Source organism: Escherichia sp. AM3 (assembly GCF_032029835.1).
GTDB classification, from domain to species: domain Bacteria; phylum Pseudomonadota; class Gammaproteobacteria; order Enterobacterales; family Enterobacteriaceae; genus Escherichia; species Escherichia coli.
In genome coordinates this window covers 1-25,418 of record NZ_JAVUPQ010000062.1, presented here as the reverse complement: position 1 = coordinate 25,418, position 25,418 = coordinate 1, and the positions used below count along the sequence as shown (strand labels likewise).

The following is a 25,418-nucleotide window of genomic DNA, read 5'->3' as shown; positions in this document are numbered from 1 at the left end:
CTGATAGAAACAGAAGCCACTGGAGCACCTCAAAAACACCATCATACACTAAATCAGTAAGTTGGCAGCATCACCCGCACTGCCATGGTGCAACTGCTTCAAATTAAAACTCTGGTCTGACTTCAAATAATTATCATATTATTTATTTGCGTAACGGGATATCAGAAAAAGATATTTTCCTCATTAATTTATTAGGATGTTTACATCGGATTTGTGATTAAGCGTGGTATTATTTATTAGCGAAACGTTTCTCTCTTGATTTTTTGCTCATTCATCAATTTTTCTTATTTTAAATTTTCAATCCCTTTGGGGATTGACTTCTCTTTAGGGTAATTGATAGCCGTTAACTGACTGTTTTATGAGAAAAAGTGATATAACTTTTTATTCATTGCATAGCAAAAAATGTGATATTGCACGCACTATGTAATAACTTCTCCCACTGGCCTGGAACAACTGAACTTATTGAACTATGTTAGAAACTACGCCAGTTTAAGTATCTGCCTGAACTGGCAAGGTTAAGCACAATGATATATCGGCGCGTATTCCGTTGCATAAGTGTGCAAAAAAAGTGGAAGACGTATCGAGATTTGTGCGTCTGATCGAGACATGTTTAAAAATGGCTTGCCATAATTAACGTTGTATGTGATAACAGATTTCGGGTTAAACGAGGTACAGTTCTGTTTATGTGTGGCATTTTCAGTAAAGAAGTCCTGAGTAAACACGTTGACGTTGAATACCGCTTCTCTGCCGAGCCTTATATTGGTGCCTCATGCAGTAATGGGTCAGTTTTATCTATGTTATGCCTGCGGGCGAAGAAAACAATCTAAGGAATTTTTCAAATGGCAAAGATTAAAGGTCAGGTTAAGTGGTTCAACGAGTCTAAAGGTTTTGGCTTCATTACTCCGGCTGATGGCAGCAAAGACGTGTTCGTACACTTCTCCGCTATCCAGGGTAATGGCTTCAAAACTCTGGCTGAAGGTCAGAACGTTGAGTTCGAAATTCAGGACGGCCAGAAAGGTCCGGCAGCTGTTAACGTAACAGCTATCTGATCGAATCCACTGATCTGAAGTGTGAATACGCTTCAATCTCGCTATAAAGCCTCGTCGAATGCGAGGCTTTTTACTATGCTTTATCTTCGCTCCTGGCGTTCGGATATTTGCCCGCCGCGTGATTCGCGTTACACTTGCGGCCTTTAGTATCCTGCCGGAGTTGTCATGTCTTTTTCCTGTCCACTTTGCCATCAGCCTCTTTCGCGTGAAAAAAACAGCTATATCTGTCCCCAGCGACATCAGTTTGATATGGCGAAAGAAGGGTATGTCAATCTGCTGCCCGTTCAGCATAAACGGTCTCGTGATCCGGGCGACAGCGCGGAAATGATGCAAGCACGCCGCGCATTCTTAGATGCCGGACATTATCAGCCGCTGCGTGATGCAATTGTCGCCCAACTGAGGGAACGGCTTGATGATAAGGCCACGGCGGTGCTGGATATTGGCTGTGGTGAAGGGTATTACACACACGCATTTGCCGATGCGTTGCCCGAAATCACCACGTTTGGTCTGGATGTTTCGAAGGTAGCGATAAAAGCGGCGGCGAAACGCTATCCGCAGGTCACTTTTTGTGTCGCTTCCAGCCACCGTTTGCCGTTTTCCGATACCAGTATGGACGCCATAATACGTATTTACGCGCCGTGTAAAGCAGAAGAATTAGCACGAGTAGTGAAGCCCGGCGGCTGGGTCATTACTGCCACGCCGGGACCGCGACATTTGATGGAGCTGAAGGGGCTGATTTACAATGAAGTACATCTTCATGCACCTCATGCAGAACAACTGGAAGGTTTTACATTACAGCAGAGTGCGGAGTTGTGTTATCCGATGCGTCTTCGCGGTGATGAAGCCGTCGCATTATTGCAGATGACGCCGTTTGCCTGGCGTGCGAAGCCAGAAGTCTGGCAAACACTGGCAGCAAAAGAAGTGTTCGACTGCCAGACGGACTTTAATATTCACCTCTGGCAGCGTTCTTATTAACCGTGGAAGTGCGTCCAGAGGATCTGGACGCCGATGCCGATCAGTACCAGCCCGCCGAGAATTTCCGCTTTTTTCCCAATAATTGAGCCGATAAAGCGACCAACCATCATCCCTAATGTTGACATAATCAAGGTTGCACAACCAATGGCCAATGCGGTCGCGATAATGTTGACCTGCAGGAAAGCAAGACCAACACCCACAGCCATGGCATCCAGGCTGGTGGCAATCGCGGTGGTTACCAGTAGCCAGAAACCGTGTCGACGGCGCGGCTCTTCATCTTCATCATCTGCGCCACGAAAACCCTCAATAATCATTCGCCCGCCGAGGAATATCAGCAGCACAAACGCAATCCAGTGGTTCCATTCAAGGACAAACCGGCTGGCTAACATGCCCATTCCCCAGCCGATCAGCGGCGTCAGGGTTTCGACGGCACCAAAAATAAGGCCGGTTCGCAATGCTTCAGAAAATTTCGGTTTATGGAGGGTGGCACCTTTACCGATTGATGCAGCAAATGCATCCATCGACATACCAAACGCAAGAAGAACAGTAGCAGTGATATTCATGACAATGTCCTGACCGGGGTATCCATAAAACACATCATCGCCCCCAGCAAACATGCATACATGAACAACAAGCCGCGATGGTTTTCGCGTTCATGCAGGCATAGCGATTGATGTGCATATGGTCTCGCCTGACTGAAAGTATTCAGTCCGTACGTGCCACGTTTTGCAACGAGTATGTTGACACGTACATTTCCGGAATCTGGAAATCGGCTACTCCCCAAATGAGGGCGCAACCTTAACATATTTTGAGAATATAAAACAACTGTTGGAATATATTATTTCATTGCTTTATTGATAACGATTTACATTTAGATTTATATATCAATGAAACGTTAAAATAAATAACAAATAAGGGAAGAGGTAATATAGCCTAAGCTATGTCTGATTATTAAAAATACACTAAACATAGCTTTGGCTAAATTCATAACTTATTGAGTTGAAACGAGAAGCTTATAAATTTTTTCCAGATCGTCGATATTTCGAACGCGGATTAACAGCCGACGCTGTTCTAATTGCATCACCAACACGCCATCTTCCGACAAGTTCATCGCTTTGATTCGGCTATATTCAATCCAGACATTGGCGAAGAAAAAACCTTTTTGTTTAAAGATGATCTTCGGAACGCGGATCCAGAATATATAAAAACCCATCAGAGCCAGTGCGCTTAATAACCATGTCGTTATTAACGCACCATGATTCGTGACGTTGTTATAGATAAGAATGACAATCAATCCGACGAAGATAACGCTATCGATGCGACCACGCCGGAGCAAAGGAATTGCCAGCAGGGTGGGGCCATTACGGCGGGGCATGATGAACTGATCGTAGATCGCGAAGGCTAGGAGTGCGGCGATGAAAAGAATCAGTACCAGGTCCGTGATTGTCATTAATCCTCCAGATAAAAAAACGGGGCCAAAAGGCCCCGGTAGTGTACAACAGTCTTACAGTCCCAGCAGGCCGCAAGCGTAACCAGCGATACCGATGACGAAGAAGCCAACGATGATCCACAGCGGGTTAACTTTTTTGCGCAGTAGCCACATACAAGCAAAGGTCAGCAGCAGTGGTACCAGGCCTGGCATTAACTGGTCCAGAATAGTCTGGACAGTAGTAACGTGTTCTTTGCCCGTCTGGTCAGTAATGCGAGAGACAACCAGCGGGATGTTGACATGTGTCCACTTGTTAACCAATGCCCCCATGACAAACAGGCCGAGGATAGACGCCCCTTCCGTCAGTTTTTGCAGGAAGCCACCACCCATATCTTTAACGATATCGATACCTTTGGAGTAACCATACGCTACGCCGTAGTAACGGGTTGCCAGACGCACCAGGTTAAACAGGATGAAGAACAGCAGCGGACCTAACAGGCTGCCGCTCATCGCGATACCGGCACCCAGTGCTGCAAATACCGGACGTACGGTTCCCCAGAAGATCGGGTCGCCTACACCAGCCAGTGGCCCCATCAAACCGACTTTGATACCGTTGATAGCACCGTCGTCGATCTCTGCGCCATTAGCACGCTGTTCTTCCAGCGCCAGGGTTACGCCGAGAATCGGCGCAGCCACGAACGGCTGGGTGTTAAAGAACTCCAGGTGACGGCGAATAGCTTGTTTACGAGCTTCGTTGTTCTCAGGGTAGAGGCGACGAATTGCCGGTACCATAGAGAAGCAGAAACCCAGTGCCTGCATACGTTCGAAGTTCCATGAACCCTGGAAGAGGTTAGAACGCAGGAAGACGCCACGAATATCACTTTGAGTGAGTTTTTTCTCGGTGGTAGTTTGAGTTGTATCAACCATTTCGCTCACCTGTTAGTCCAGTTCGTTATCGAGATCGTTGTTACCAGCTGCCTGAGCAGGCGCACCGGCTACGCGGTTGTATTTCGGGCTAAGTTGGATGTAGAGCACTGCCATAACAGTACCAATCACACCCAGAGCAACCAGGTTAAAGTTGGTGAATGCTGCGGTTACGAAGCCGAGGTAGAAGAACGGCATCAGGTAGCCAGCACGCATCATGTTGATAACCATCGCATAACCAACCACCACGATCATGCCACCGGCGATATTCAGACCATTGGTCACCACTTCCGGAATCGCATTCAGCATGTTCTGTACTTCGCTGGTACCAACAGACAGCGCAACGATGACGGCCGGAATAGCCACACGCATTGCTTGCAGGAACAGAGAAGAAACGTGGATCCAGGAAATCGCTGTCAGGTTGCCGTTATCAGCAGCCTTATCCGCAGCGTGCTGGAAAGCAACGGTAATAGTACGAACGATGATGGTCAGTACCTGGCCCGCAGCGGCCAGAGGGATTGCCAGTGCGATACCTGCACCAATGCTCTGATGACCTGCGATAACCAGAATGGTAGAAATGATAGAAGCCAGAGCGGCGTCAGGCGCAACTGCAGCACCGATGTTCATCCAGCCCAGCGCGATCATTTCCAGCGTACCACCGATAATAATACCGGTTTTCATATCCCCAAGAACGATACCCACCAGGGTACACGCGATTAGCGGACGGTGAAACTGAAATTCATCGAGGATTGATCCCATACCTGCGATACAGGCTACGATAAATACCAGCACAATTTGAAGAGTGGTAATCTCCATTGTACTTCTCCTGTTTACGTAAGACTTAAGTGTGAAAACTGAGTGATAATCAACACAATACGTTACTTATCGATTTTGCTGATCAGATCCATCATTTTCAGTTTCGGATCGGTGGAAACCTTACGGACTTCCAGCTCAATACCGCGCGCATTCAGTTTCTTGAACGCCTCGATATCTTTTTCATCAACCGAAACCGCGTTATTCACCTGGGTTTTACCCTGACGGAATGCCATACCACCGACGTTAACAGAGGTGATTTTCACGCCGCCTTCAACGAGACGCTCTACATCTGTTGGGTTGGTAAATAACAGCATTACGCGTTCGCCAGCATATTTCGGGTTGTTGTAGACGCGAATCATTTTGGCAACATCAACTACGTGTGCTGTTACGCCCGGAGGTGCAACCTGGGTGAGCAGTGTCTTACGAACGGTATCCGCAGCCACTTCATCACTAACAACAATAATACGGGAGACATTGGTTTCTTTGGTCCAGCGGGTGGCGACCTGACCGTGAATCAGACGGTCGTCGATACGCGCAAGGCCAATAACCATGTAGTCGTTTGGCCCCATTGGTTTTGCCGGAGTTGGAGCCGCTTTTGGTGCTGCGGCAGCGGGTGCTGGCGCGGCTTTTTCAACCGGTTTGGCTTTCAGTGCTTTCACGCCTTCACGGCCTGTTTCTACTGCCAGCGCAACCAGTTCATCAAAGCTTGGGTCATCATCACGAGCCATTAACGTTTCCACGAGCATTGGAATGTTAACGCCTGCAATGACTTCATAATGCTCTTTGTCGACGACAATGCGGCTGGCAGCATTGAACGGGCTGCCTCCCCATGTATCAACGAGAAACAGCACGCCTTTAGTGGTGTCGAGTTTTGCCAACTGAGCGTTGTACTTTTCAATCAGCGTTTCGGCATTTTCACCTGGAACGAAATCGATCCAGCCGACGTTTTCCTGCTCGCCTAACAGCATTTCTGCCGTTTTAAGCAACTGCTCTGCAGCCCAACCATGTGTGCCTATAACAATAGCAATGGTCACTTGCTACCTCCTTTATTATCGTTAACACCTCAACGTGCCAGATGTATTTTTGAATCGTCGTCCACAATCGAATCGATTCAGATAAGGGCTACAACCAAAAACCCCTGCGTTTCGCGATTTATTTTAGATATCGAAAAAATTATTTTATGTGATGAAGATCCGTAATTTAACTTTCGATTAGCAGAAATTTCGAAAGGTAAAATATCCTTGTCACATTCGTTTGCAAAGGAAGGTAAATCTTTGCCAAATCAGAGGCGTCTCTGATATGTTTAACTCCCGTTTAACAACCATGGAGTATAGGGCAGTAGCCCGCAGTATGGATCGTCACCGACGTCATTTCAGCATCAGGCCTTTTAACGCCTGCCTTTCTGGCACTCTATGCCGCACCTTTCGTTTGCATTTTGTCGTTACGCCTGCATTATTTCTGGCGTCGAATAGCTATTCCTTAAGCAGGAGCTTGTCATGGAATTCTTAATGGACCCCTCAATTTGGGCGGGGCTACTCACGCTTGTTGTTCTCGAAATTGTGCTGGGTATCGATAACCTGGTCTTCATCGCCATTCTTGCTGACAAACTGCCGCCAAAACAACGCGATAAAGCGCGTTTGCTGGGGTTATCACTGGCGCTGATTATGCGTCTGGGGCTGCTGTCGCTGATTTCATGGATGGTCACGCTGACCAAACCGCTATTTACCGTCATGGATTTCTCCTTCTCCGGACGCGACCTGATTATGTTGTTCGGGGGGATATTCTTGCTGTTCAAAGCAACAACCGAACTGCATGAACGGCTGGAAAACCGCGATCATGATTCCGGCCACGGTAAAGGCTACGCCAGTTTCTGGGTGGTCGTCACACAGATTGTCATCCTTGACGCCGTCTTCTCGTTGGATGCGGTAATTACTGCAGTAGGGATGGTTAACCATCTGCCGGTGATGATGGCGGCGGTAGTGATTGCGATGGCGGTTATGTTGCTGGCATCCAAACCGCTGACGCGATTCGTTAACCAGCACCCCACGGTGGTGGTGCTCTGTCTGAGCTTCCTGTTAATGATTGGTCTGAGTCTGGTGGCAGAAGGTTTCGGTTTCCACATTCCGAAAGGTTACCTGTATGCCGCGATTGGCTTCTCGATCATCATCGAAGTGTTTAACCAGATTGCGCGTCGCAACTTTATTCGCCACCAGTCGACTTTGCCGCTGCGAGCGCGTACTGCCGATGCCATCCTGCGTTTGATGGGCGGGAAACGTCAGGCCAATGTTCAGCACGATGCCGATAACCCGATGCCGATGCCGATCCCGGAAGGTGCATTTGCCGAAGAAGAACGTTACATGATTAACGGCGTACTGACGCTGGCGTCGCGTTCTCTGCGCGGGATCATGACGCCGCGCGGTGAAATAAGCTGGGTTGACGCTAATCTCGGGGTCGATGAAATCCGCGAGCAACTGCTCTCTTCACCGCACAGTCTGTTCCCGGTATGTCGCGGTGAACTGGATGAAATCATCGGTATTGTACGTGCTAAAGAACTGCTGGTGGCGCTGGAAGAGGGCGTTGATGTGGCGGCGATTGCTTCGGCGTCTCCGGCGATTATCGTCCCGGAAACCCTCGATCCGATCAACCTGTTGGGCGTGCTGCGTCGTGCTCGCGGGAGCTTTGTTATCGTGACCAACGAGTTTGGTGTGGTACAAGGTCTGGTCACGCCGCTGGATGTGCTGGAAGCCATTGCGGGTGAATTCCCGGACGCTGACGAAACGCCGGAAATCATTACTGATGGTGACGGCTGGCTGGTAAAAGGCGGTACAGATTTGCATGCCTTGCAGCAGGCGCTTGATGTTGAGCACCTTGCCGATGACGATGATATCGCGACGGTCGCGGGCCTCGTGATCTCGGCAAATGGTCACATTCCCCGTGTGGGCGATGTGATTGATGTAGGGCCACTGCATATCACCATCATTGAAGCCAATGATTATCGTGTTGATCTGGTTCGCATTGTTAAAGAGCAACCGGCGCACGATGAAGATGAGTAAGCATTAACGTAACGGCATAATGGGCGTGATATGTCCATTATGCCGGGCGGGCGGCGGTTGGCTGCCCGCCAGCCATTTGGGAAAATCACGTAGCGGCATCGGCTGTGCGTACAAATACCCTTGCAAAATATGCACGCCATGACGGCGCAAATACTTCGCCTGTTCTTGCGTTTCCACGCCCTCCGCCACCAGTTCAATATTCAGTCTTTGCCCCAGCGCGATGATGATATCGGTCACCGTCGAGTTAACCGCGTCAGAACCTATAGCTGCGGTAAATGACTTATCAATTTTCAGCACGTCAGGACGTAATGTTTCAAGCCAGGAAAATGAACTGTTGCCGGTGCCGAAGTCATCAATCGCCAGTTTGACGTTTTTACGATGTAGCTCGCGGGCAATCCGATAATCAACATCCAGTAAGGCATCGCGTTCGGTGATTTCGAGGATCAGTTGCTGAATCGGGTGAGCGCTAAACCAGTACTGATTGAGATCTTTTATCAGCACACCACGGCGAAAATGGCTGGGTGCGACGTTAATGCCAACATGAAACTGACTACTCATCGGGAAAACATGGCGCTGACGAATGGTTTCTGCCATCACATAGCGGGTCAGTGGCACAATTAAATGATGTTCTTCCGCGATAGGAATAAACACATCCGGTGAAGTCCAGCCCTGACGCGGATTGTTCCAGCGCAGCAAAATCTCTACACCAATACATTGCTGGCTGCGCGCATTAAGCAAAGGCTGACAGAACAATTCGAACTCATGTTGCGCCAGGCCCAGATTGATTTCGCGGGAAAAGCTCATCCGGTAAGCGGTCGCCAGCCAGGCGATGTAGCCCACCAGTAAACTTAGCAGCACCGCCAGCGGTAATTGTGTTGGAAGATAGTGCCATGCCAGCGCCGTAGCCCCCGGACCATTAACGTTAATGGTAAAAGGAAAGCGTTGCGAAGAAACCTGATAGTTTTCATTGTCTTCAGGTTGCGGAAGGGAATCTACCAGCCCATTACCATAGAGCAAATGCCGTTTGTCCACCGTCAGGCTGGCGCTACTGATTTGCGGCAGTTGTGGCTCAAGGAGCATTGCCGTCAGTAAGTCGATGTTAATCATCTCCATGACCCCAGCATTGCTACTGCCCGCTGCAGGCGTCCATTGAATCAAAACCGGACTGCCTTTAATCAGGGCACGGTCGATCGTCAGGCGTAAAAGTGGTTGCGGTGCAGGAAGTTCAGCCAGAATGTCCACGACGGGCACATTGCGATAACCAAAAATGCTGGAGCAATAAAGTGTGCCGTCTTGCACCAGGCCAATGGATCGCACAGTTTGGAGTTTTGCCGCCTGTTTACGTAATGGCAAATGGGCGACAGAGCAGGGCAGACCAATCAGCGGAAGCAAGACTTCGCTACCTGCCTGTAGGGGAAGCAGTACTTTATCTAATTCCTCTACAGCGTGATTGGCGAATTGTACTACCCGTTGTTGATTTAAGTTACGCTGTGAAATAAATCGCACGCTCAGGGTCGAAGCGAGCGTAACGAGTGCGCAAATCGTACAAACAATCATTCGATTACGGCGATAGGTTTTAATGATCCGTTGTGCTTTTTGCATGCGGGCCACCCTGTAAGCGTATGGCGACAAACGCCTGACGCAACAGTGGAAGTGTAGTGGGGAATATTACAGCAGACGAGAAAGCGGGTATAAATTCGCCCATCCGTTGCAGATGGGCGAGTAAGAAGTATTAGTCACACTGGACTTTGATTGCCAGACCACCGCGTGAGGTTTCGCGGTATTTGGCGTTCATGTCCTTACCGGTTTCGTACATCGTTTCGATGACCTTATCCAGCGAGACGCGCGGTGCACTGGTGCGGCGCAGAGCCATCCGTGCGGCGTTAATCGCCTTCACAGAGGCAATGGCATTACGCTCAATGCACGGCACCTGAACCTGCCCTGCAACCGGGTCGCAGGTTAAACCAAGGTTGTGTTCCATGCCAATTTCCGCCGCCACGCAAACCTGTTCCGGGCTACCGCCCAGCAGTTCTGCAAGACCCGCAGCAGCCATTGAACAGGCAACACCCACTTCGCCCTGGCAACCAACTTCCGCACCGGAAATAGAGGCGTTCATTTTATACAATGCACCAATCGCGCCCGCTGCCATAAAGTAACGGGTATAGATGTCCGGGCTGACCGATTCAATAAAGTGGTCATAGTAAGCCAGCACTGCCGGAACGATACCGCAGGCACCGTTGGTTGGCGCAGTTACCACACGACCACCGGCGGCGTTTTCTTCGTTAACTGCCAGCGCAAACATGTTTACCCAGTCAATGACATTCATCGGATCGTTAGACAGTTTATCGCTGGAAACTAACATCCGGCGCAGGGCAGACGCACGACGTGGCACGCGCAGCGGGCCTGGCAGTACACCTTCGGTGTTCATCCCGCGATCGATACATGCCTGCATGGTTTGCCAGACATGCGCGAAATACTCGTCGATCTCTTTCTTGCTGTGCAGCGCCAGTTCGTTCTGCATAGCGAGACCAGACAGCGAATAGCCGGTTTCATTACAGTACGCGAGCAGTTCGGTGGCAGATTTGAACGGATACGGCACGCTCACTTCGTTGGCAGCATCCTGACCAAAGTGTTCTTCATCGACGATAAAACCACCGCCGATGGAATAATAAGTTTTGCTGTAGACGACTTCATCGCCGTTATAGGCGTGGATTTGCATACCGTTTTCATGCAGCGGCAGGTTGCCGTTATGAAAACGCATCCCGTTGTCGCGAGGGAAATCCACTTCATGCCGTCCCTGTGCCAGCAGCAGACGTTCGCGCTCTTCTACGTCGCGAATAAAACCGGGAATACTGTCGATATCCACGGTGGCAGGTTCGTTACCTGCAAGACCCATAATAATGGCGATATCGGTGTGGTGGCCTTTACCCGTCAGCGACAGTGAACCATAAACGTCCACGGCAACGCGAGTAACGCTATCCAGTAAGCCTTTTTCGACCAGATCATCGACGAACTGTTTACCCGCCTTCATAGGCCCTACGGTATGGGAAGATGAGGGACCAATCCCCACCTTAAACATGTCGAATAGACTAATCACGATAATACTCCTGACAAGGTGACTGGACTTCCAGTAACGAACTAATAACAGCGCATAGTGTAAGAGGGAACGCGGCGACTGGCTTAACTATTCACATGAATTAAACTAATCAAAAACCGCGATTTAACTAATATTGCGATGATTGTCTCAAGTAGTGTTTTGTAGATGTAAAGATAAGTATAGTCAGGGTTTCACACCAATTTGCAGCGCCAGCTCACGAATTATGCCTGCGGTCATTCCCCATACAAAATACTGTTCGTACCAGGACAGCCATACCCGATGTGAATCGCCACGGCGGTAGATATCTAAAGGGTGATAACGACCCAGATGTAATGCCTGGGCGAGCGGCATTTCAAACACCGCCGAGACTTCATCTTCACTGGCGCGATACGGCAGATCGGGCGGGATAATGCCGACCACTGGGGTTACCTGATAGCCAGTTACGCTATCGACGGGCGGCAGCACGCCGATAACTTCAACGGCGGAAGGCGGTATAGCGACCTCTTCTTCAGCTTCGCGCAGCGCGGCGGCGATAACTGATGCGTCCGTGTCATCGACTGCACCTCCAGGGAATGCCACTTGTCCAGCGTGTTTACGCAGATGAATTGAACGCTGAGTCAGCAACAACCCCGGTTGCGGTCGACGGACGATGGGGATTAACACGGCAGCCTGACGATGATTTAGGGTTTCCCGGTTAATTTGCGGGCGCAAAAGTTGAAAGCGAGATAAAAAATCATCAAGCGTCAGGCTACGGTATTCCACGTCTTACTTCTCCAGTTGGCGTAATATCTTATTAACTTTATCAAAAGTTTCCTGATATTCCGCTTCTTCCTGGCTATCGGCGACAATTCCACCGCCCGCAGAGCAGTATATTTGTCCGTTAATGGCAGTCAGCGTGCGGATAGTAATGCTGGTATCCATGTTGCCGCAAAAGCTCAAATAGCCAATGCTGCCGCACCAGGCATTACGTCGCTGCGGTTCCAGTTCGTCGATAATTTCCATAGCCCGTACTTTCGGAGCCCCGGTTATTGAGCCACCAGGAAAAGCTGCGCGCAGCAGATCGCTGGCGTGTAACTGTTCTGGTAGTCGCGCCGTTATAGTGCTGACCAGATGATGCACGGCAGGGAAGGGTTCCACCACGAACAGCTCTGGTACTTTTACCGAACCGGCTACGGCAACACGACCGATATCATTACGCATTAAATCGACAATCATCAGATTTTCGGCACGATCTTTCGCTGAGTTCGCCAGTTTTTCTGCTTGTTTGCTATCTTCCTGAGGATCGGGCAGGCGTGGTAGCGTGCCTTTAATCGGGCGGGTCTGGATTTCACTATTATCACAAAGAATAAACCGCTCTGGCGAAAGGCTTAAAATTGCACCCTGTTCAAGACGTAAAAAAGCGCTAAATGGCGCGCGGTTGGCCTGATTAAGCTGAAGGAATGCCTGCCATTCATCGCCAGAATAGGTCGCATGAAAACGCTGGGCGAGATTCACCTGATAGCAATCACCGCTGTGCAGATATTCCTGTACCTGGCGAAATTTTTCGCCGTACTGCTCGCGGGTCATATTGGATTGCCAGTCGGAAGTGAGCGTGAAATCTTCCTGCGGCGAGAATTGCTGGCTTTCCAGCCAGGCCCGACGGGCATTGACATCATTATGACTCAGCAAAGAAACTGTATGACGCTGGTGGTCGACAATGAGCGCCCAATCGTAGATACCCACTGCCATATCCGGCAGAACGATATCTTGTTCCGCAATTTCTGGCAGTGACTCAAAACGGCGGCCCAGATCGTAGCCAAACAACCCCAGTGCGCCGCCCTGAAATGGCAAATCTTCGTTATGCGTTGGGCGAATGTCTGCGCGATCCAGCACCTGCTGGAGCACCTGTAGCGGGTCATCAGTGGTCGTTGTGCGTTTTTCGCTTTCACTAACAACGGTTTCTTTACCGAAAGTGGTTAAAGTGCAAATCGGATCGGCGACCACAATATCAAAGCGGCTATACGGATGATCGGCATAGCCGGAGTGTAAAAGCATCGCCCACGGCAGGTGGCTTAAGCGGGAGAAATAAAATTCAGCGGCGTCCTGACGCCAGGGTAAAGTAATCACAGCGGGAGATAACGTCTTCATCAGTCCTGACTCTACTGGCTATGTGCCGGGTAGCATGAAATAATTAGCGCCAACAATTTAGCAGGAGTTAACAATGTTTGCAGGTTTACCTTCACTCACCCATGAACAGCAGCAAAAAGCTGTCGAGCGGATCCAGGAACTGATGGCACAAGGGATGAGCAGCGGCCAGGCAATCGCGCTGGTGGCAGAAGAGCTGCGTGCCAACCACTCCGGCGAGCGAATCGTGGCGCGTTTTGAGGATGAAGACGAGTAACACACTAATCCGTATCGATTTCGTTATAGAATCCGATGATTATTTGATTGTGAGAAAAAGGACGCTTTTTATATGTGATTAAAAGCGTCCTGACCCATTTATGCTGATATAAATTAAACTCAGACCAGTGCTTTTAGTTCTTCCTGCATATATGTTGAAAAGTATTCAGGATTTTTAATTACAGTGCGTTCACCAGACTCCATTTTTTTTGCCCATCCAACCATTTTTTCCGTGAACCCAGGGTTCCAGCCTTCCTGGTCAGCTCGCGCCGTAATATCAGCGGCACTCGCGGGTACTCCCAGTTCTTTTAAATATTTAAAGATTCCCTTCGCTGTGCTTTCATTCATCGAACTTGGTGTTGGCGCTGATACATCCATGGCACCAATGAAATCCAGGGCTTTATCTATTACAGCAGGCATATTCTTATCCTTAAAATTAACCATGTTATCGATAAGGCTATATATGACCTTAATTTGCATCTAATATCAAAGGGATTATAACGATATGGCACGAGTTAACCTGTTGACATTCAGGTGTTTTAAAGGTAGCAGCTCATGGTGTGTTATCCAGTAAGATGGAGAAAATTAACGGTCAGTCCGCACGCTATAACCAGATTGTTCAGCTAAGAAAGAAAACCAGAGGTGCTAATCGAAGGGCGAACACAACGGCATGGTTATGTTTATTTATATAGTTAGCTTTATAGCTAAAATTGAAATTATAAAAATAAATAATGAATTAGCAGGAGCATCAACAGTAATATCTTAATCTCTGGTCGATTTATGTAAAACCGACCAGTATTATCGATAAATTATCGTCTGACTTATTTTGCTTCGATAAAGCTTACACCGCAGCCACAATCTTAATTTCAACTTTATACTTCGGGTTCATCAGCCCCGCTTGCACCGTGCAGCGCACCGGCGCATGACCCGCCACAACCCAGGCATCCCACGCTTTATTCATCGCCGCGAAGTCGTTTTTATCGGCCAGGAAAATGGTGGCATCCAGAATGCTCGATTTATTGCTGCCCTGTTTTTCCAGCACGGCGTCAATCTGTGCCAGCGTGTTGGCGGTTTGCTCAAAGGCATCGGCGTCGAGGTTTTCCGGTACACCAGTGTAGTAGAGCGTGTTGTTGTGGATTACTACATCAGACCAGCGGGCTTCAGCATCGATACGAACGATAGTCATCATTTTGTCCTCATTATACTTCCATTTTCGTGCTGCAAAGACTGCCACAATGTGAGGTCGCCGTCACCACTTCAACTGGCGAAAGCGCCCTCATCCTGACATAATCCCTGTTCAAATCAACAGGGGGTAGTGTGACGGACGATTTTGCACCAGACGGTCAGCTGGCGAAAGCGATACCAGGCTTTAAGCCGCGAGAACCACAGCGACAGATGGCGGTAGCCGTCACCCAGGCGATAGAAAAAGGCCAGCCGCTGGTGGTGGAAGCAGGAACCGGTACGGGCAAAACCTACGCTTACCTGGCTCCTGCGCTGCGGGCGAAAAAGAAAGTCATTATCTCGACCGGCTCAAAAGCGTTGCAGGATCAGCTCTACAGCCGCGATTTGCCAACAGTCTCAAAGGCATTGAAATATACGGGCAACGTGGCGCTGCTGAAAGGGCGCTCAAACTACCTCTGCCTCGAACGTCTCGAACAGCAGGCGCTGGCGGGGGGCGATCTGCCGGTACAAATCTTAAGCGATGTGATCCTGCTGCGCTCCTGGTTTAATCAAACAGTCGATGGTGATATCAGCACCTGCGTCAGCGTGGCGGAAGATTCACAGGCGTGGCCGCTGGTCACCAGCACCAACGACAACTGTCTTGGCAGCGACTGCCCGATGTATAAAGATTGCTTTGTGGTCAAAGCACGTAAAAAAGCGATGGACGCCGATGTGGTGGTGGTAAACCATCATCTCTTTCTGGCGGATATGGTGGTTAAAGAGAGTGGATTTGGCGAACTGATCCCGGAAGCGGACGTCATGATCTTCGACGAAGCCCACCAGCTACCGGACATTGCCAGCCAGTATTTTGGTCAGTCACTCTCCAGTCGACAACTGCTCGACCTGGCAAAAGACATCACCATCGCCTACCGCACCGAATTAAAAGACACCCAGCAGTTACAAAAGTGCGCTGATCGTCTTGCCCAGAGTGCGCAGGATTTTCGTCTGCAACTCGGTGAGCCAGGTTATCGCGGTAACCTGCGTGAGCTGTTAGCTAATCCGCAAATTCAGCGGGCATTTTTACTGCTCGATGACACCCTGGAACTTTGTTATGACGTGGCGAAACTGTCACTGGGGCGTTCCGCCTTGCTGGATGCGGCATTTGAGCGCGCCACGTTGTATCGCACACGGCTGAAGCGGCTAAAAGAGATCAATCAGCCGGGCTACAGCTACTGGTACGAATGCACTTCGCGCCATTTTACTCTGGCTCTCACGCCGCTCAGCGTGGCGGATAAATTCAAAGAGTTAATGGCGCAAAAGCCCGGTAGCTGGATCTTCACCTCAGCAACGCTGTCGGTGAACGACGATCTGCATCATTTCACCTCGCGGCTTGGGATAGAACAGGCGGAGTCGTTGCTATTGCCAAGCCCGTTTGATTACAGCCGCCAGGCGTTACTCTGTGTGCCGCGCAATCTGCCGCAAACCAACCAGCCAGGTTCTGCTCGCCAGTTAGCGGCAATGCTGCGACCGATCATCGAAGCTAACAACGGTCGTTGTTTTATGCTTTGTACCTCGCACGCCATGATGCGCGATCTGGCCGAGCAGTTCCGCGCTACCATGACGCTTCCCGTTTTGTTGCAGGGGGAAACCAGTAAAGGCCAACTGTTGCAGCAGTTTGTCAGTGCCGGTAATGCGCTTCTTGTGGCAACCAGTAGTTTCTGGGAAGGGGTGGACGTGCGTGGCGATACATTGTCATTGGTAATTATCGACAAATTGCCGTTTACCTCGCCGGATGATCCACTGTTAAAAGCGCGCATGGAAGATTGTCGTTTGCGCGGTGGCGACCCGTTCGATGAAGTGCAACTACCAGATGCCGTCATTACTCTCAAACAGGGGGTAGGGCGACTGATTCGCGACGCCGACGATCGTGGCGTGCTGGTGATTTGTGACAATCGGCTGGTGATGCGTCCTTACGGCGCGACGTTTCTCGCCAGTCTGCCGCCCGCGCCACGCACCCGTGACATTGCCCGTGCGGTTCGTTTCCTTGCGATACCATCCTCCAGGTAATTTGTTACGGAGTATGGTATGATGCGCGCCTTTTTATTGATCTAAGCACGAAGACCCATGCGAATTCTGGCTATCGATACCGCGACAGAGGCCTGCTCTGTCGCCCTGTGGAACGACGGTACTGTCAACGCTCATTTTGAGCTTTGCCCTCGTGAACATACTCAACGAATCTTACCGATGGTGCAGGATATCCTGACCACCAGCGGAACTTCCCTGACTGATATTAACGCTCTGGCTTACGGGCGCGGCCCCGGTAGCTTTACTGGCGTGCGCATTGGTATTGGCATCGCGCAAGGGCTGGCGCTTGGCGCGGAATTACCGATGATTGGCGTCTCCACGCTAATGACGATGGCGCAAGGGGCGTGGCGCAAAAACGGCGCAACCCGCGTGCTGGCAGCCATTGACGCGCGAATGGGCGAAGTTTACTGGGCCGAATATCAGCGTGATGAAAACGGTATCTGGCACGGTGAAGAAACCGAAGCCGTACTCAAACCCGAAATCGTCCATGAACGAATGCAACAGCTTTCCGGCGAATGGGTGACGGTAGGGACGGGCTGGCAAGCTTGGCCGGATCTCGGTAAAGAGAGCGGGCTGGTTTTGCGCGATGGCGAAGTGTTACTGCCTGCTGCTGAAGATATGCTGCCGATTGCGTGTCAGATGTTTGCCGAGGGTAAAACGGTGGCGGTGGAACATGCCGAACCGGTTTATTTACGTAACAACGTCGCATGGAAGAAACTTCCGGGCAAAGAATGAATCTTAAGAGTATGCCCTGAGAAAAAAAGGAGTCGCACCATGGCGGTTCAAAAGAATGTTATCAAAGGCATACTGGCAGGTACGTTTGCGCTAATGCTGAGCGGTTGTGTCACTGTGCCGGACGCCATTAAAGGCAGCAGTCCCACGCCGCAACAAGATTTAGTTCGGGTGATGAGTGCGCCGCAGCTGTACGTTGGTCAGGAGGCACGCTTTGGTGGCAAAGTGGTTGCGGTACAAAACCAGCAAGGGAAAACCCGCCTGGAAATTGCTACCGTACCGCTGGACAGCGGAGCCAGACCGACGCTGGGAGAACCTTCTCGCGGTCGCATTTATGCCGATGTGAACGGTTTTCTGGACCCGGTGGATTTCCGTGGACAACTGGTTACGGTAGTCGGGCCAATCACTGGTGCGGTTGACGGCAAAATCGGCAATACGCCCTATAAATTTATGGTGATGCAAGTAACGGGTTACAAACGTTGGCATTTAACCCAGCAGGTGATTATGCCGCCTCAGCCGATTGATCCATGGTTTTATGGCGGTCGTGGCTGGCCCTATGGCTACGGCGGATGGGGCTGGTATAATCCCGGTCCCGCGAGAGTACAAACAGTTGTAACTGAATAATTGCTTGTTTTTAAAGAAAAAGAAACAGCGGCTGGTCCGCTGTTTCTGCATTCTTACGGTAAAGATAAAAATAAATAGTGACGCGCTTCGCAACCTTTTCGTTGGGTAATTATCAAGCTGGTATGATGAGTTAATATTATGTTAACAGCATGTATATCATTTGGGGTTGCGATGACGACGAACACGCATTTTAGAGGTGAAGAATTGAAGAAGGTTTGGCTTAACCGTTATCCCGCGGACGTTCCGACGGAGATCAACCCTGACCGTTATCAATCTCTGGTAGATATGTTTGAGCAGTCGGTCGCGCGCTACGCCGATCAGCCTGCGTTTGTGAATATGGGGGAGGTGATGACCTTCCGCAAGCTGGAAGAACGCAGTCGCGCGTTTGCCGCTTATTTGCAACAAGGGTTGGGGCTGAAGAAAGGCGATCGCGTTGCGTTGATGATGCCTAATTTATTGCAATATCCGGTGGCGCTGTTTGGCATTTTGCGTGCCGGGATGATCGTCGTAAACGTTAACCCGTTGTATACCCCGCGTGAGCTTGAGCATCAGCTTAACGATAGCGGCGCATCGGCGATTGTTATCGTGTCTAACTTTGCTCACACACTGGAAAAAGTGGTTGATAAAACCGCCGTTCAGCACGTAATTCTGACCCGTATGGGCGATCAGCTATCTACGGCAAAAGGCACGGTAGTCAATTTCGTTGTTAAATACATCAAGCGTTTGGTGCCGAAATACCATCTGCCAGATGCCATTTCATTTCGTAGCGCACTGCATAACGGCTACCGGATGCAGTACGTCAAACCCGAACTGGTGCCGGAAGATTTAGCCTTCCTGCAATACACCGGCGGCACCACAGGTGTGGCGAAAGGCGCGATGCTGACTCACCGCAATATGCTGGCGAACCTGGAACAGGTCAACGCCACCTATGGGCCGTTGCTGCATCCAGGTAAAGAACTGGTAGTAACGGCACTGCCGCTGTATCACATTTTTGCCCTGACCATTAACTGCCTGCTGTTTATCGAACTGGGTGGGCAGAACCTGCTTATCACTAACCCGCGTGATATTCCAGGGTTGGTAAAAGAGTTAGCGAAATATCCGTTTACCGCTATCACTGGCGTTAACACCTTGTTCAATGCGTTGCTGAACAATAAAGAGTTCCAGCAGCTGGATTTCTCCAGTCTGCATCTTTCCGCAGGCGGTGGGATGCCAGTGCAGCAAGTGGTGGCAGAGCGTTGGGTGAAACTGACCGGACAGTATCTGCTGGAAGGCTATGGCCTTACCGAGTGTGCGCCGCTGGTCAGCGTTAACCCATATGATATTGATTATCATAGTGGTAGCATCGGTTTGCCGGTGCCGTCGACGGAAGCCAAACTGGTGGATGATGATGATAATGAAGTACCACCAGGTCAACCGGGTGAGCTTTGTGTCAAAGGACCGCAGGTGATGCTGGGTTACTGGCAGCGTCCCGATGCTACCGATGAAATCATCAAAAATGGCTGGTTACACACCGGCGACATCGCGGTGATGGATGAAGAAGGGTTCCTGCGCATTGTCGATCGTAAAAAAGACATGATTCTGGTTTCCGGTTTTAACGTCTATCCCAACGAGATTGAAGATGTCGTCATGCAGCATCCTGGCGTACAGGAAGTCGCGGCTGTTGGCGTACCTTCCGGCTCCAGTGGTGAAGCGGTGAAAATCTTCGTAGTGAAAAAAGATCCATCGCTTACCGAAGAGTCACTGGTGACCTTTTGCCGCCGTCAGCTCACGGGCTACAAAGTACCGAAGCTGGTGGAGTTTCGTGATGAGTTACCGAAATCTAACGTCGGAAAAATTTTGCGACGAGAATTACGTGACGAAGCGCGCGGCAAAGTGGACAATAAAGCCTGAGCGTTAAGTCAGTCGTCAGACGCCGGTTAATCCGGCGTTTTTTTTGACGCCCACTAAAGAGAATACAATTTGAATTACCAAATGATTACCACGGACGATGCGCTGGCTTCTTTGTGTGAAGCCGTCCGTGCCTTTCCGGCGATAGCCCTGGATACTGAATTTGTTCGTACGCGCACTTATTACCCGCAGCTGGGTTTAATTCAACTTTTTGATGGTGAGCATCTGGCGTTAATTGATCCTCTCGGGATCACCGACTGGTCACCGCTGAAAGCGATCCTGCGCGATCCGTCCATCACAAAATTTCTCCATGCAGGCAGTGAAGATCTGGAAGTGTTCCTCAATGTCTTTGGCGAATTACCACAACCCCTGATTGACACGCAAATCCTTGCTGCCTTCTGCGGACGCCCGATGTCATGGGGGTTCGCTTCCATGGTGGAAGAGTATTCCGGCGTTACGCTGGACAAGAGTGAATCGCGCACCGACTGGCTGGCCAGACCGCTGACCGAACGTCAGTGTGAATACGCAGCGGCTGATGTCTGGTATCTGTTACCGATCACCGCCAAGCTTATGGTAGAAACGGAGGCCTCCGGCTGGCTACCTGCGGCGCTGGATGAATGCCGCCTGATGCAAATGCGTCGTCAGGAAGTCGTTGCGCCGGAAGATGCCTGGCGTGATATGACCAATGCCTGGCAATTACGCACACGCCAACTGGCCTGTCTGCAACTGTTAGCCGACTGGCGACTGCGCAAGGCTCGTGAGCGTGATCTGGCGGTGAACTTTGTCGTGCGTGAAGAGCATTTGTGGTCGGTCGCGCGTTATATGCCGGGAAGTTTAGGCGAACTGGACAGCCTGGGTTTATCCGGTAGCGAAATCCGCTTTCACGGTAAAACGCTGCTGGCGCTGGTGGAAAAAGCGCAGACATTGCCGGAAGAGGCCTTACCGCAGCCGATGCTTAACCTGATGGACATGCCGGGTTATCGTAAAGCGTTTAAAGCGATTAAGTCGCTGATTACTGACGTGAGCGAAACGCATAAGATCAGCGCCGAATTGCTGGCATCGCGTCGGCAAATCAACCAACTGCTGAACTGGCACTGGAAACTGAAACCGCAGAACAATTTGCCGGAGCTGATTTCCGGCTGGCGTGGTGAGCTGATGGCGGAAGCATTACACAATTTATTGCAGGAATATCCGCAGTAAAATCTTCCGAAGCCGGACTGGGCGCGCTCAGCGCCACATCCGGCTTTGGCAAACTACAAATCCAACACCAGGCGTTTACCCTTCGCACGCGAACAACAGATCAACATACTTTGCTGGCTGGCACGCTCTTCATCGCTAAAATACTGATCCCGATGGTCAGCTTCACCTTCCAGTATTGCTGTTTCGCAGGTTCCGCATACCCCTTCACGACATAAACATTCCACTTTCGCGGCTTTATTATTTTCAATAACCTGCAAAATAGTCATCTCTTCCGGCACCACAAACTCTTTTCCGGAACGGGCAAGCACCAGGGTAAAGGCATCGCCGGTTTTGTCTTCGATAGCAAATTGCTCAAAGTGCAGCGTATCGGCGGCGATGTCCAGACGCGCAGCTTCACTTCTTACCGCTTCATTTAGCGCCTCGGGACCACAGGTATAAACGTGTGTGCCAGGTTCGATATCCGCCAATAATCGCGCTAATTCCAGTCGTGTTCCGGTTGATGAGTGATGCAAGTGAACTTTCTCAGCCTGCGGATGCTGGACTAGCTCATCACGAAATGCGCAACTTTCTGGATTTCGCGAGCAGTAATGTAGCTGCCAGTCGACGTCGCTGTGTTGCAGCTCTGCCATGTGCGACAGGAAAGGGGTGATACCAATACCGCCCGCGATAAACAGATGCTTTCTGGCTGAGGGAATTAGCGCAAACAGGTTATTAGGCGTTGAAATCGTTAACCGATTGCCCACTTTTACCTGCTGATGCAAAAAGCGGGAACCGCCGCGCGAGTTTTCCTCCAGCCGAACGGCAATCTGATAACAAGAGGTGTCATGCGGCGAACTCAGTAGTGAATACGCATTGCTGTACTGGTTATCACCATCGCTCATCTGCACAATGACGTGACTTCCTCCGGTAAACGCAGGTAATGGTTTGCCATCGGTTGCCACCAGCGTGAAGCGTTTCACCTGTTCGGTAAGGGGTTCAACCTGGCTCACCTGTACTTCAAACATTTGATAGTCTGACATTGCTGTACTCCATCAAAAATCAGCCCAGCGGCGGAAAATACCGCCGCCGATGTCATTAGTCCTTAAACACCTGCGCCAGCAGATTATGGAAATGGGCGATACCATGTTCGGAAATGCCACTACCGCTACTGTCGGCCATGATGCGCCCCTGACCACGATAGCCACGCGATTTCAGCCCTTTCTGTACGCTTTCAACCAGACGTAAATCTTCCGGACGGAACACATCGCGATACCACTCAATCAGCGATTTTTGCTCGTCGGTTAACTCTTCATTGGTGAAGTAAATATCGTAGTTTTGCAGGGTAGTTTCAGAATCCACCGGGAATTCATAAATGACCGTCATCATCCCTTTGATCGGGGTGACGTTCAGCATCGTGCACGGCCACAGCCAGAAACCGTGGAATGCCGCATCCGTACCCTCTTCAAATTTAAACGACTGTTCGGACGGTTTGGCGAAACCGTATTGCAGCGTCCAGTTACCGTGCATGGTGTGCCAGTAACGATCAACCTGTACGGAGTCGGAGAAACCTGGATGCGCCGGACCACAGTGATAGCACTCGAGATAGTTATCGACAATGTTCTTCCAGTTGGCAGGCGTGCGGGTGGTAAAGCGGGCCGCCAGTTTCAGATCGTGGACTTCCGGGCAGGCTTCCAGCACTTTCGCGCCCAGGCCGGGTAATTGATCTTCTACGCTGGTGGCGTTGGGGTCCATGTTGATGAAGACGAATCCGGCATATTCTTCCAGACGCACCGGAACCAGTTGCGCTTTGTCGCTATCGAAATTGGCGACGTTTTCGCAGTTACGTGCATGGGCCAGGTTGCCATCGAGTTTGAATGCCCATGCGTGATACGGGCAGGTAATCACATTTTTTGCTTTTCCTTCACCGCTCAACAACTGATGACCACGGTGCGGACACACGTTATAGAACGCGCGCAAAACCTTATCACGACCGCGTACCAGCACGATGCTTTCGCCAATGATCTCACGCGTCACATAATCATTGGCATTCGCCAGTTCGCTGCTGTGAGCGACGCAAATCCAGCTTTTGGCGAAGACGTTCTCTTTTTCGTGTTCAAACGCGTTCTGATCGGTATAAAAACGGGCAGGAATGGTCCACGCCTCTTGCGGGTTAGCGCAAAAATTTTCGGGTAGTACAAAGTCAGGGCTCAGATTGCTCATAGGGATACCTTTATCGTTAGGATGATGGCGCTCAGTTGTCGCCTTTGAATACGGTTCCCGCAGGGAGCACTGGCGTTTTTTCCAGGGCTTCAACCGGTGTCTGCGGGAGATAATGTTCAACTTGATGAGCCGGAATGTCGGCGTAATCCTGTTTCAGCCAGCGAATAAACCCGCCGACTTTCACCAGTAAAATGACGAGGAAGGGAAGGGCTGTGAGCACGACGGTGGTTTTCATCGTTTCCAGCGAAGCACCGGTAAACAAGATGGAAAGCGGGATCAGAGTGATCACCACGCACCAGAAAAGACGCAGCCCACGGTCAGGATCGTCACCTTCCTGGAGATTACGCGTACTGGTCGCCGCCATGGTGTAGGCCACTGCATCCATATGCGAGGCAAGGAAAATAATCATCACGCCTAGGTATGCGGCGAGGAACAATTTACCGGCTGGCAACGACATCAGAACTTGCTGTACAGCTGTTTCGCCGCCCAGTGTTTCCAGCACCTGTGGGACGTTGATTACGCCATTGATAAACTGATGAATGGCATAGCTTTCCATTACGCCAAAGAAGAACCAGCAACCGACGGTGCTGCCGAGGATCAGTCCCCAGATAACTTCTTTAATCTTACGACCGCGGGAAACGCAGGTGACAAACATTGCTACGCCAGGGGTGTATGAGATCCACCACAGCCAGTAGAAAACGGTCCAGTTGCGGGTAAATGAACCATCGCCAAGCGGATCGGTGAATAAGCTCATTTGCAGGAAGTTTTGCGTGGTCAGGCCGATGGCATTGATGATGCTGTTGGTAATAAATTCGGTTGGGCCGACAATCAGCACCAGTAATGGCAGCAGGAACGCGCCCCAGCCAACCATTTTGCTCAGACGTTGCAAACCGTTGTTGATACCAATCCACGAGCTTAGGCAAAAAATGCCGCCGGAAAGCAGGATCACAAATGCCTGCACGGTGAAGTTATCGGGTAAACCGGTCAGCGCGGAAAGCCCACGGGTAAAGGTTGCTGCGGTAACAACAAGGGAAATGGTCAGTGCGCCGACAGTGGCGATCAGGAACATCAAATCGACCAGTTTTCCCCATGGGCCTTGCGGGCGAACGCCGGTAATAGCAGCAATAATGCCGGAAAGGCTCAGACCTTTGTTTTTCCGCACATGAAAGTGATAAGCCATGATTAATGAGGCCAGCGTATAAGTTGCCCAGGCGCTTATGCCCCAGTGGAAGAAAGAGTAGGGAACGCTAAATTCGAGTGCCTGTTGTGAACGCGGTGCGATATTTAATCCAGGTGTTTGATAATAATAGGCCCATTCAGCAACCCCCCAATAAAGCGTAGAAGAACCTAAACCGGCACAAATAAACATAAACAGCCAGGAGAGCGTGCTGTATTCCGGTTTTCCTTCGCCAAGACGAATATTGCCGTATTTACTGGTGGCTAAATAAATCACCAGTCCCATTGCCAGCAAAACCAATACCTGTACGGCGGAACCTAACGTACGAGTAACAAAAGTGTATATTGCGTTGGCCGCGTCGGCCGATTGTTGTGGGAAAAGGCTTAATGCAGCTGCGATGAAAAGAATGGCCACCAGGCTGATGCTTATCAGCGGCACATCTTTTTTCTTAACATTGCTCATCATGAGTCATCTCCTGGGCATAAAAGCCCGTCTCTGGCTTTTGCCAGTTGTAATTATTTGCAGGGTAATGAGTTGTATGTTGTGTTTAACAAATTGGGTAATGACTCCAACTTATTGATAGTGTTTTATGTTCAGATAATGCCCGATGACTTTGTCATGCAGCTCCACC

General features: G+C 50.3%; 26 protein-coding genes. 11 read left to right on the top strand and 15 right to left on the bottom strand.

Annotated elements, in window-relative coordinates; all coding sequences use genetic code 11:
• Nucleotides 1-683 precede the first annotated feature (683 nt).
• The 3 genes from RTW80_RS18510 to rlmA all read left to right on the top strand — a co-directional run bounded on the left by RTW80_RS18510 (nt 684) and on the right by rlmA (nt 2,024).
• A complete protein-coding gene (locus RTW80_RS18510) occupies nt 684-827 on the top strand; it encodes a DUF2627 domain-containing protein (protein ID WP_032247546.1) in 144 nt (47 codons plus the stop codon).
• Nucleotides 828-839: 12 nt separating this feature from the next.
• Nucleotides 840-1,049 (top strand): transcription antiterminator/RNA stability regulator CspE, encoded by a 210-nt coding sequence (gene cspE / locus RTW80_RS18505; protein WP_001062678.1) that lies wholly within the window; start codon nt 840-842, stop codon nt 1,047-1,049.
• 165 nt (nt 1,050-1,214) lie between these two features.
• The gene (gene rlmA / locus RTW80_RS18500; RefSeq protein ID WP_000010115.1) at nt 1,215-2,024 is read left to right on the top strand and encodes a 23S rRNA (guanine(745)-N(1))-methyltransferase; all 810 of its coding nucleotides are present in this window, start codon (nt 1,215-1,217) and stop codon (nt 2,022-2,024) included.
• On the opposite strand, the gene mntP is transcribed toward rlmA, so the two are convergent.
• From mntP to manX, 5 genes are all read right to left on the bottom strand, one after another.
• Entirely contained in the window at nt 2,021-2,587 is a 567-nt protein-coding gene (gene mntP, locus RTW80_RS18495) for a manganese efflux pump MntP (RefSeq protein ID WP_001296134.1), read from the bottom strand. The genes rlmA and mntP overlap by 4 nt on opposite strands.
• Before the next feature lie 428 nt (nt 2,588-3,015).
• The gene (locus RTW80_RS18490) at nt 3,016-3,474 is read right to left on the bottom strand and encodes a DUF986 family protein (RefSeq protein WP_000156255.1); all 459 of its coding nucleotides are present in this window, start codon (nt 3,472-3,474) and stop codon (nt 3,016-3,018) included.
• Nucleotides 3,475-3,528: 54 nt separating this feature from the next.
• Nucleotides 3,529-4,380, bottom strand: coding sequence for a PTS mannose transporter subunit IID (gene manZ / locus RTW80_RS18485; RefSeq protein ID WP_000228655.1), 852 nt, complete (start codon nt 4,378-4,380; stop codon nt 3,529-3,531).
• A 12-nt stretch (nt 4,381-4,392) separates the two neighbouring features.
• Nucleotides 4,393-5,193 (bottom strand): PTS mannose transporter subunit IIC, encoded by an 801-nt coding sequence (gene manY / locus RTW80_RS18480; RefSeq protein WP_000406926.1) that lies wholly within the window; start codon nt 5,191-5,193, stop codon nt 4,393-4,395.
• A gap of 62 nt (nt 5,194-5,255) precedes the next feature.
• On the bottom strand, nt 5,256-6,227 hold the full coding sequence (gene manX / locus RTW80_RS18475) for a PTS mannose transporter subunit IIAB (RefSeq protein ID WP_000150543.1): 972 nt from the start codon (nt 6,225-6,227) through the stop codon (nt 5,256-5,258).
• Nucleotides 6,228-6,543: 316 nt separating this feature from the next.
• Between manX and RTW80_RS18470 the strand changes: the two genes are divergently transcribed.
• Nucleotides 6,544-6,702, top strand: coding sequence for a protein YoaL (locus RTW80_RS18470; protein WP_001327808.1), 159 nt, complete (start codon nt 6,544-6,546; stop codon nt 6,700-6,702).
• Complete coding sequence (gene yoaE, locus RTW80_RS18465; RefSeq protein WP_000394983.1) at nt 6,690-8,246, top strand: CNNM family cation transport protein YoaE; 1,557 nt, start codon at nt 6,690-6,692, stop codon at nt 8,244-8,246. Before RTW80_RS18470 ends, yoaE begins: the two co-directional genes overlap by 13 nt.
• A 3-nt stretch (nt 8,247-8,249) precedes the next feature.
• Here the strand turns inward: yoaE and RTW80_RS18460 are convergent, their stop codons facing one another.
• From RTW80_RS18460 to pabB, 4 genes are all read right to left on the bottom strand, one after another.
• Entirely contained in the window at nt 8,250-9,848 is a 1,599-nt protein-coding gene (locus RTW80_RS18460; protein ID WP_032247545.1) for an EAL domain-containing protein, read from the bottom strand.
• A gap of 130 nt (nt 9,849-9,978) precedes the next feature.
• Nucleotides 9,979-11,343, bottom strand: coding sequence for an L-serine ammonia-lyase (gene sdaA / locus RTW80_RS18455; protein ID WP_000624298.1), 1,365 nt, complete (start codon nt 11,341-11,343; stop codon nt 9,979-9,981).
• 183 nt (nt 11,344-11,526) lie between these two features.
• Entirely contained in the window at nt 11,527-12,105 is a 579-nt protein-coding gene (locus RTW80_RS18450; protein ID WP_000456725.1) for a CoA pyrophosphatase, read from the bottom strand.
• A gap of 3 nt (nt 12,106-12,108) precedes the next feature.
• Nucleotides 12,109-13,470 carry an aminodeoxychorismate synthase component 1 gene (gene pabB, locus RTW80_RS18445; protein WP_000854972.1) on the bottom strand — a complete coding sequence of 454 codons (1,362 nt, stop codon included), beginning with the start codon at nt 13,468-13,470 and terminating at the stop codon, nt 12,109-12,111.
• Nucleotides 13,471-13,543: 73 nt separating this feature from the next.
• Between pabB and RTW80_RS18440 the strand changes: the two genes are divergently transcribed.
• Nucleotides 13,544-13,723, top strand: coding sequence for a YoaH family protein (locus RTW80_RS18440; protein WP_000457334.1), 180 nt, complete (start codon nt 13,544-13,546; stop codon nt 13,721-13,723).
• Between the two features lie 119 nt (nt 13,724-13,842).
• On the opposite strand, the gene RTW80_RS18435 is transcribed toward RTW80_RS18440, so the two are convergent.
• Nucleotides 13,843-14,142, bottom strand: a complete 300-nt coding sequence (locus tag RTW80_RS18435) for a DUF1889 family protein (protein WP_001111993.1) — start codon at nt 14,140-14,142, stop codon at nt 13,843-13,845.
• Between the two features lie 421 nt (nt 14,143-14,563).
• Entirely contained in the window at nt 14,564-14,908 is a 345-nt protein-coding gene (locus RTW80_RS18430) for a RidA family protein (protein ID WP_001295493.1), read from the bottom strand.
• Between the two features lie 131 nt (nt 14,909-15,039).
• Here RTW80_RS18430 and RTW80_RS18425 point away from each other — a divergent pair, with 131 nt between their 5' ends.
• From RTW80_RS18425 to rnd, 5 genes are all read left to right on the top strand, one after another.
• Nucleotides 15,040-16,950, top strand: coding sequence for an ATP-dependent DNA helicase (locus tag RTW80_RS18425; protein WP_312719794.1), 1,911 nt, complete (start codon nt 15,040-15,042; stop codon nt 16,948-16,950).
• 57 nt (nt 16,951-17,007) lie between these two features.
• Entirely contained in the window at nt 17,008-17,703 is a 696-nt protein-coding gene (gene tsaB / locus RTW80_RS18420; protein ID WP_001220966.1) for a tRNA (adenosine(37)-N6)-threonylcarbamoyltransferase complex dimerization subunit type 1 TsaB, read from the top strand.
• A 39-nt stretch (nt 17,704-17,742) separates the two neighbouring features.
• Entirely contained in the window at nt 17,743-18,324 is a 582-nt protein-coding gene (gene yeaY / locus RTW80_RS18415) for a Slp family lipoprotein YeaY (RefSeq protein WP_000290576.1), read from the top strand.
• A 204-nt stretch (nt 18,325-18,528) separates the two neighbouring features.
• Complete coding sequence (gene fadD / locus RTW80_RS18410; RefSeq protein ID WP_000758422.1) at nt 18,529-20,214, top strand: long-chain-fatty-acid--CoA ligase FadD; 1,686 nt, start codon at nt 18,529-18,531, stop codon at nt 20,212-20,214.
• An 81-nt stretch (nt 20,215-20,295) separates the two neighbouring features.
• Nucleotides 20,296-21,411 (top strand): ribonuclease D, encoded by a 1,116-nt coding sequence (rnd, locus tag RTW80_RS18405; protein ID WP_001318538.1) that lies wholly within the window; start codon nt 20,296-20,298, stop codon nt 21,409-21,411.
• Nucleotides 21,412-21,464: 53 nt separating this feature from the next.
• On the opposite strand, the gene yeaX is transcribed toward rnd, so the two are convergent.
• From yeaX to RTW80_RS31480, 4 genes are all read right to left on the bottom strand, one after another.
• Nucleotides 21,465-22,430, bottom strand: a complete 966-nt coding sequence (gene yeaX / locus RTW80_RS18400; RefSeq protein WP_001287031.1) for a carnitine monooxygenase reductase subunit YeaX — start codon at nt 22,428-22,430, stop codon at nt 21,465-21,467.
• A 55-nt stretch (nt 22,431-22,485) separates the two neighbouring features.
• Nucleotides 22,486-23,610, bottom strand: a complete 1,125-nt coding sequence (gene yeaW / locus RTW80_RS18395; RefSeq protein ID WP_000067822.1) for a carnitine monooxygenase, oxygenase subunit YeaW — start codon at nt 23,608-23,610, stop codon at nt 22,486-22,488.
• A 31-nt stretch (nt 23,611-23,641) separates the two neighbouring features.
• On the bottom strand, nt 23,642-25,252 hold the full coding sequence (gene yeaV / locus RTW80_RS18390; protein WP_063119137.1) for a BCCT family transporter YeaV: 1,611 nt from the start codon (nt 25,250-25,252) through the stop codon (nt 23,642-23,644).
• A 108-nt stretch (nt 25,253-25,360) separates the two neighbouring features.
• Nucleotides 25,361-25,417 (bottom strand): IS1 family transposase, encoded by a 57-nt coding sequence (locus RTW80_RS31480; RefSeq protein ID WP_003032489.1) that lies wholly within the window; start codon nt 25,415-25,417, stop codon nt 25,361-25,363.
• Between the last annotated feature and the right edge of the window lies 1 nt (nt 25,418).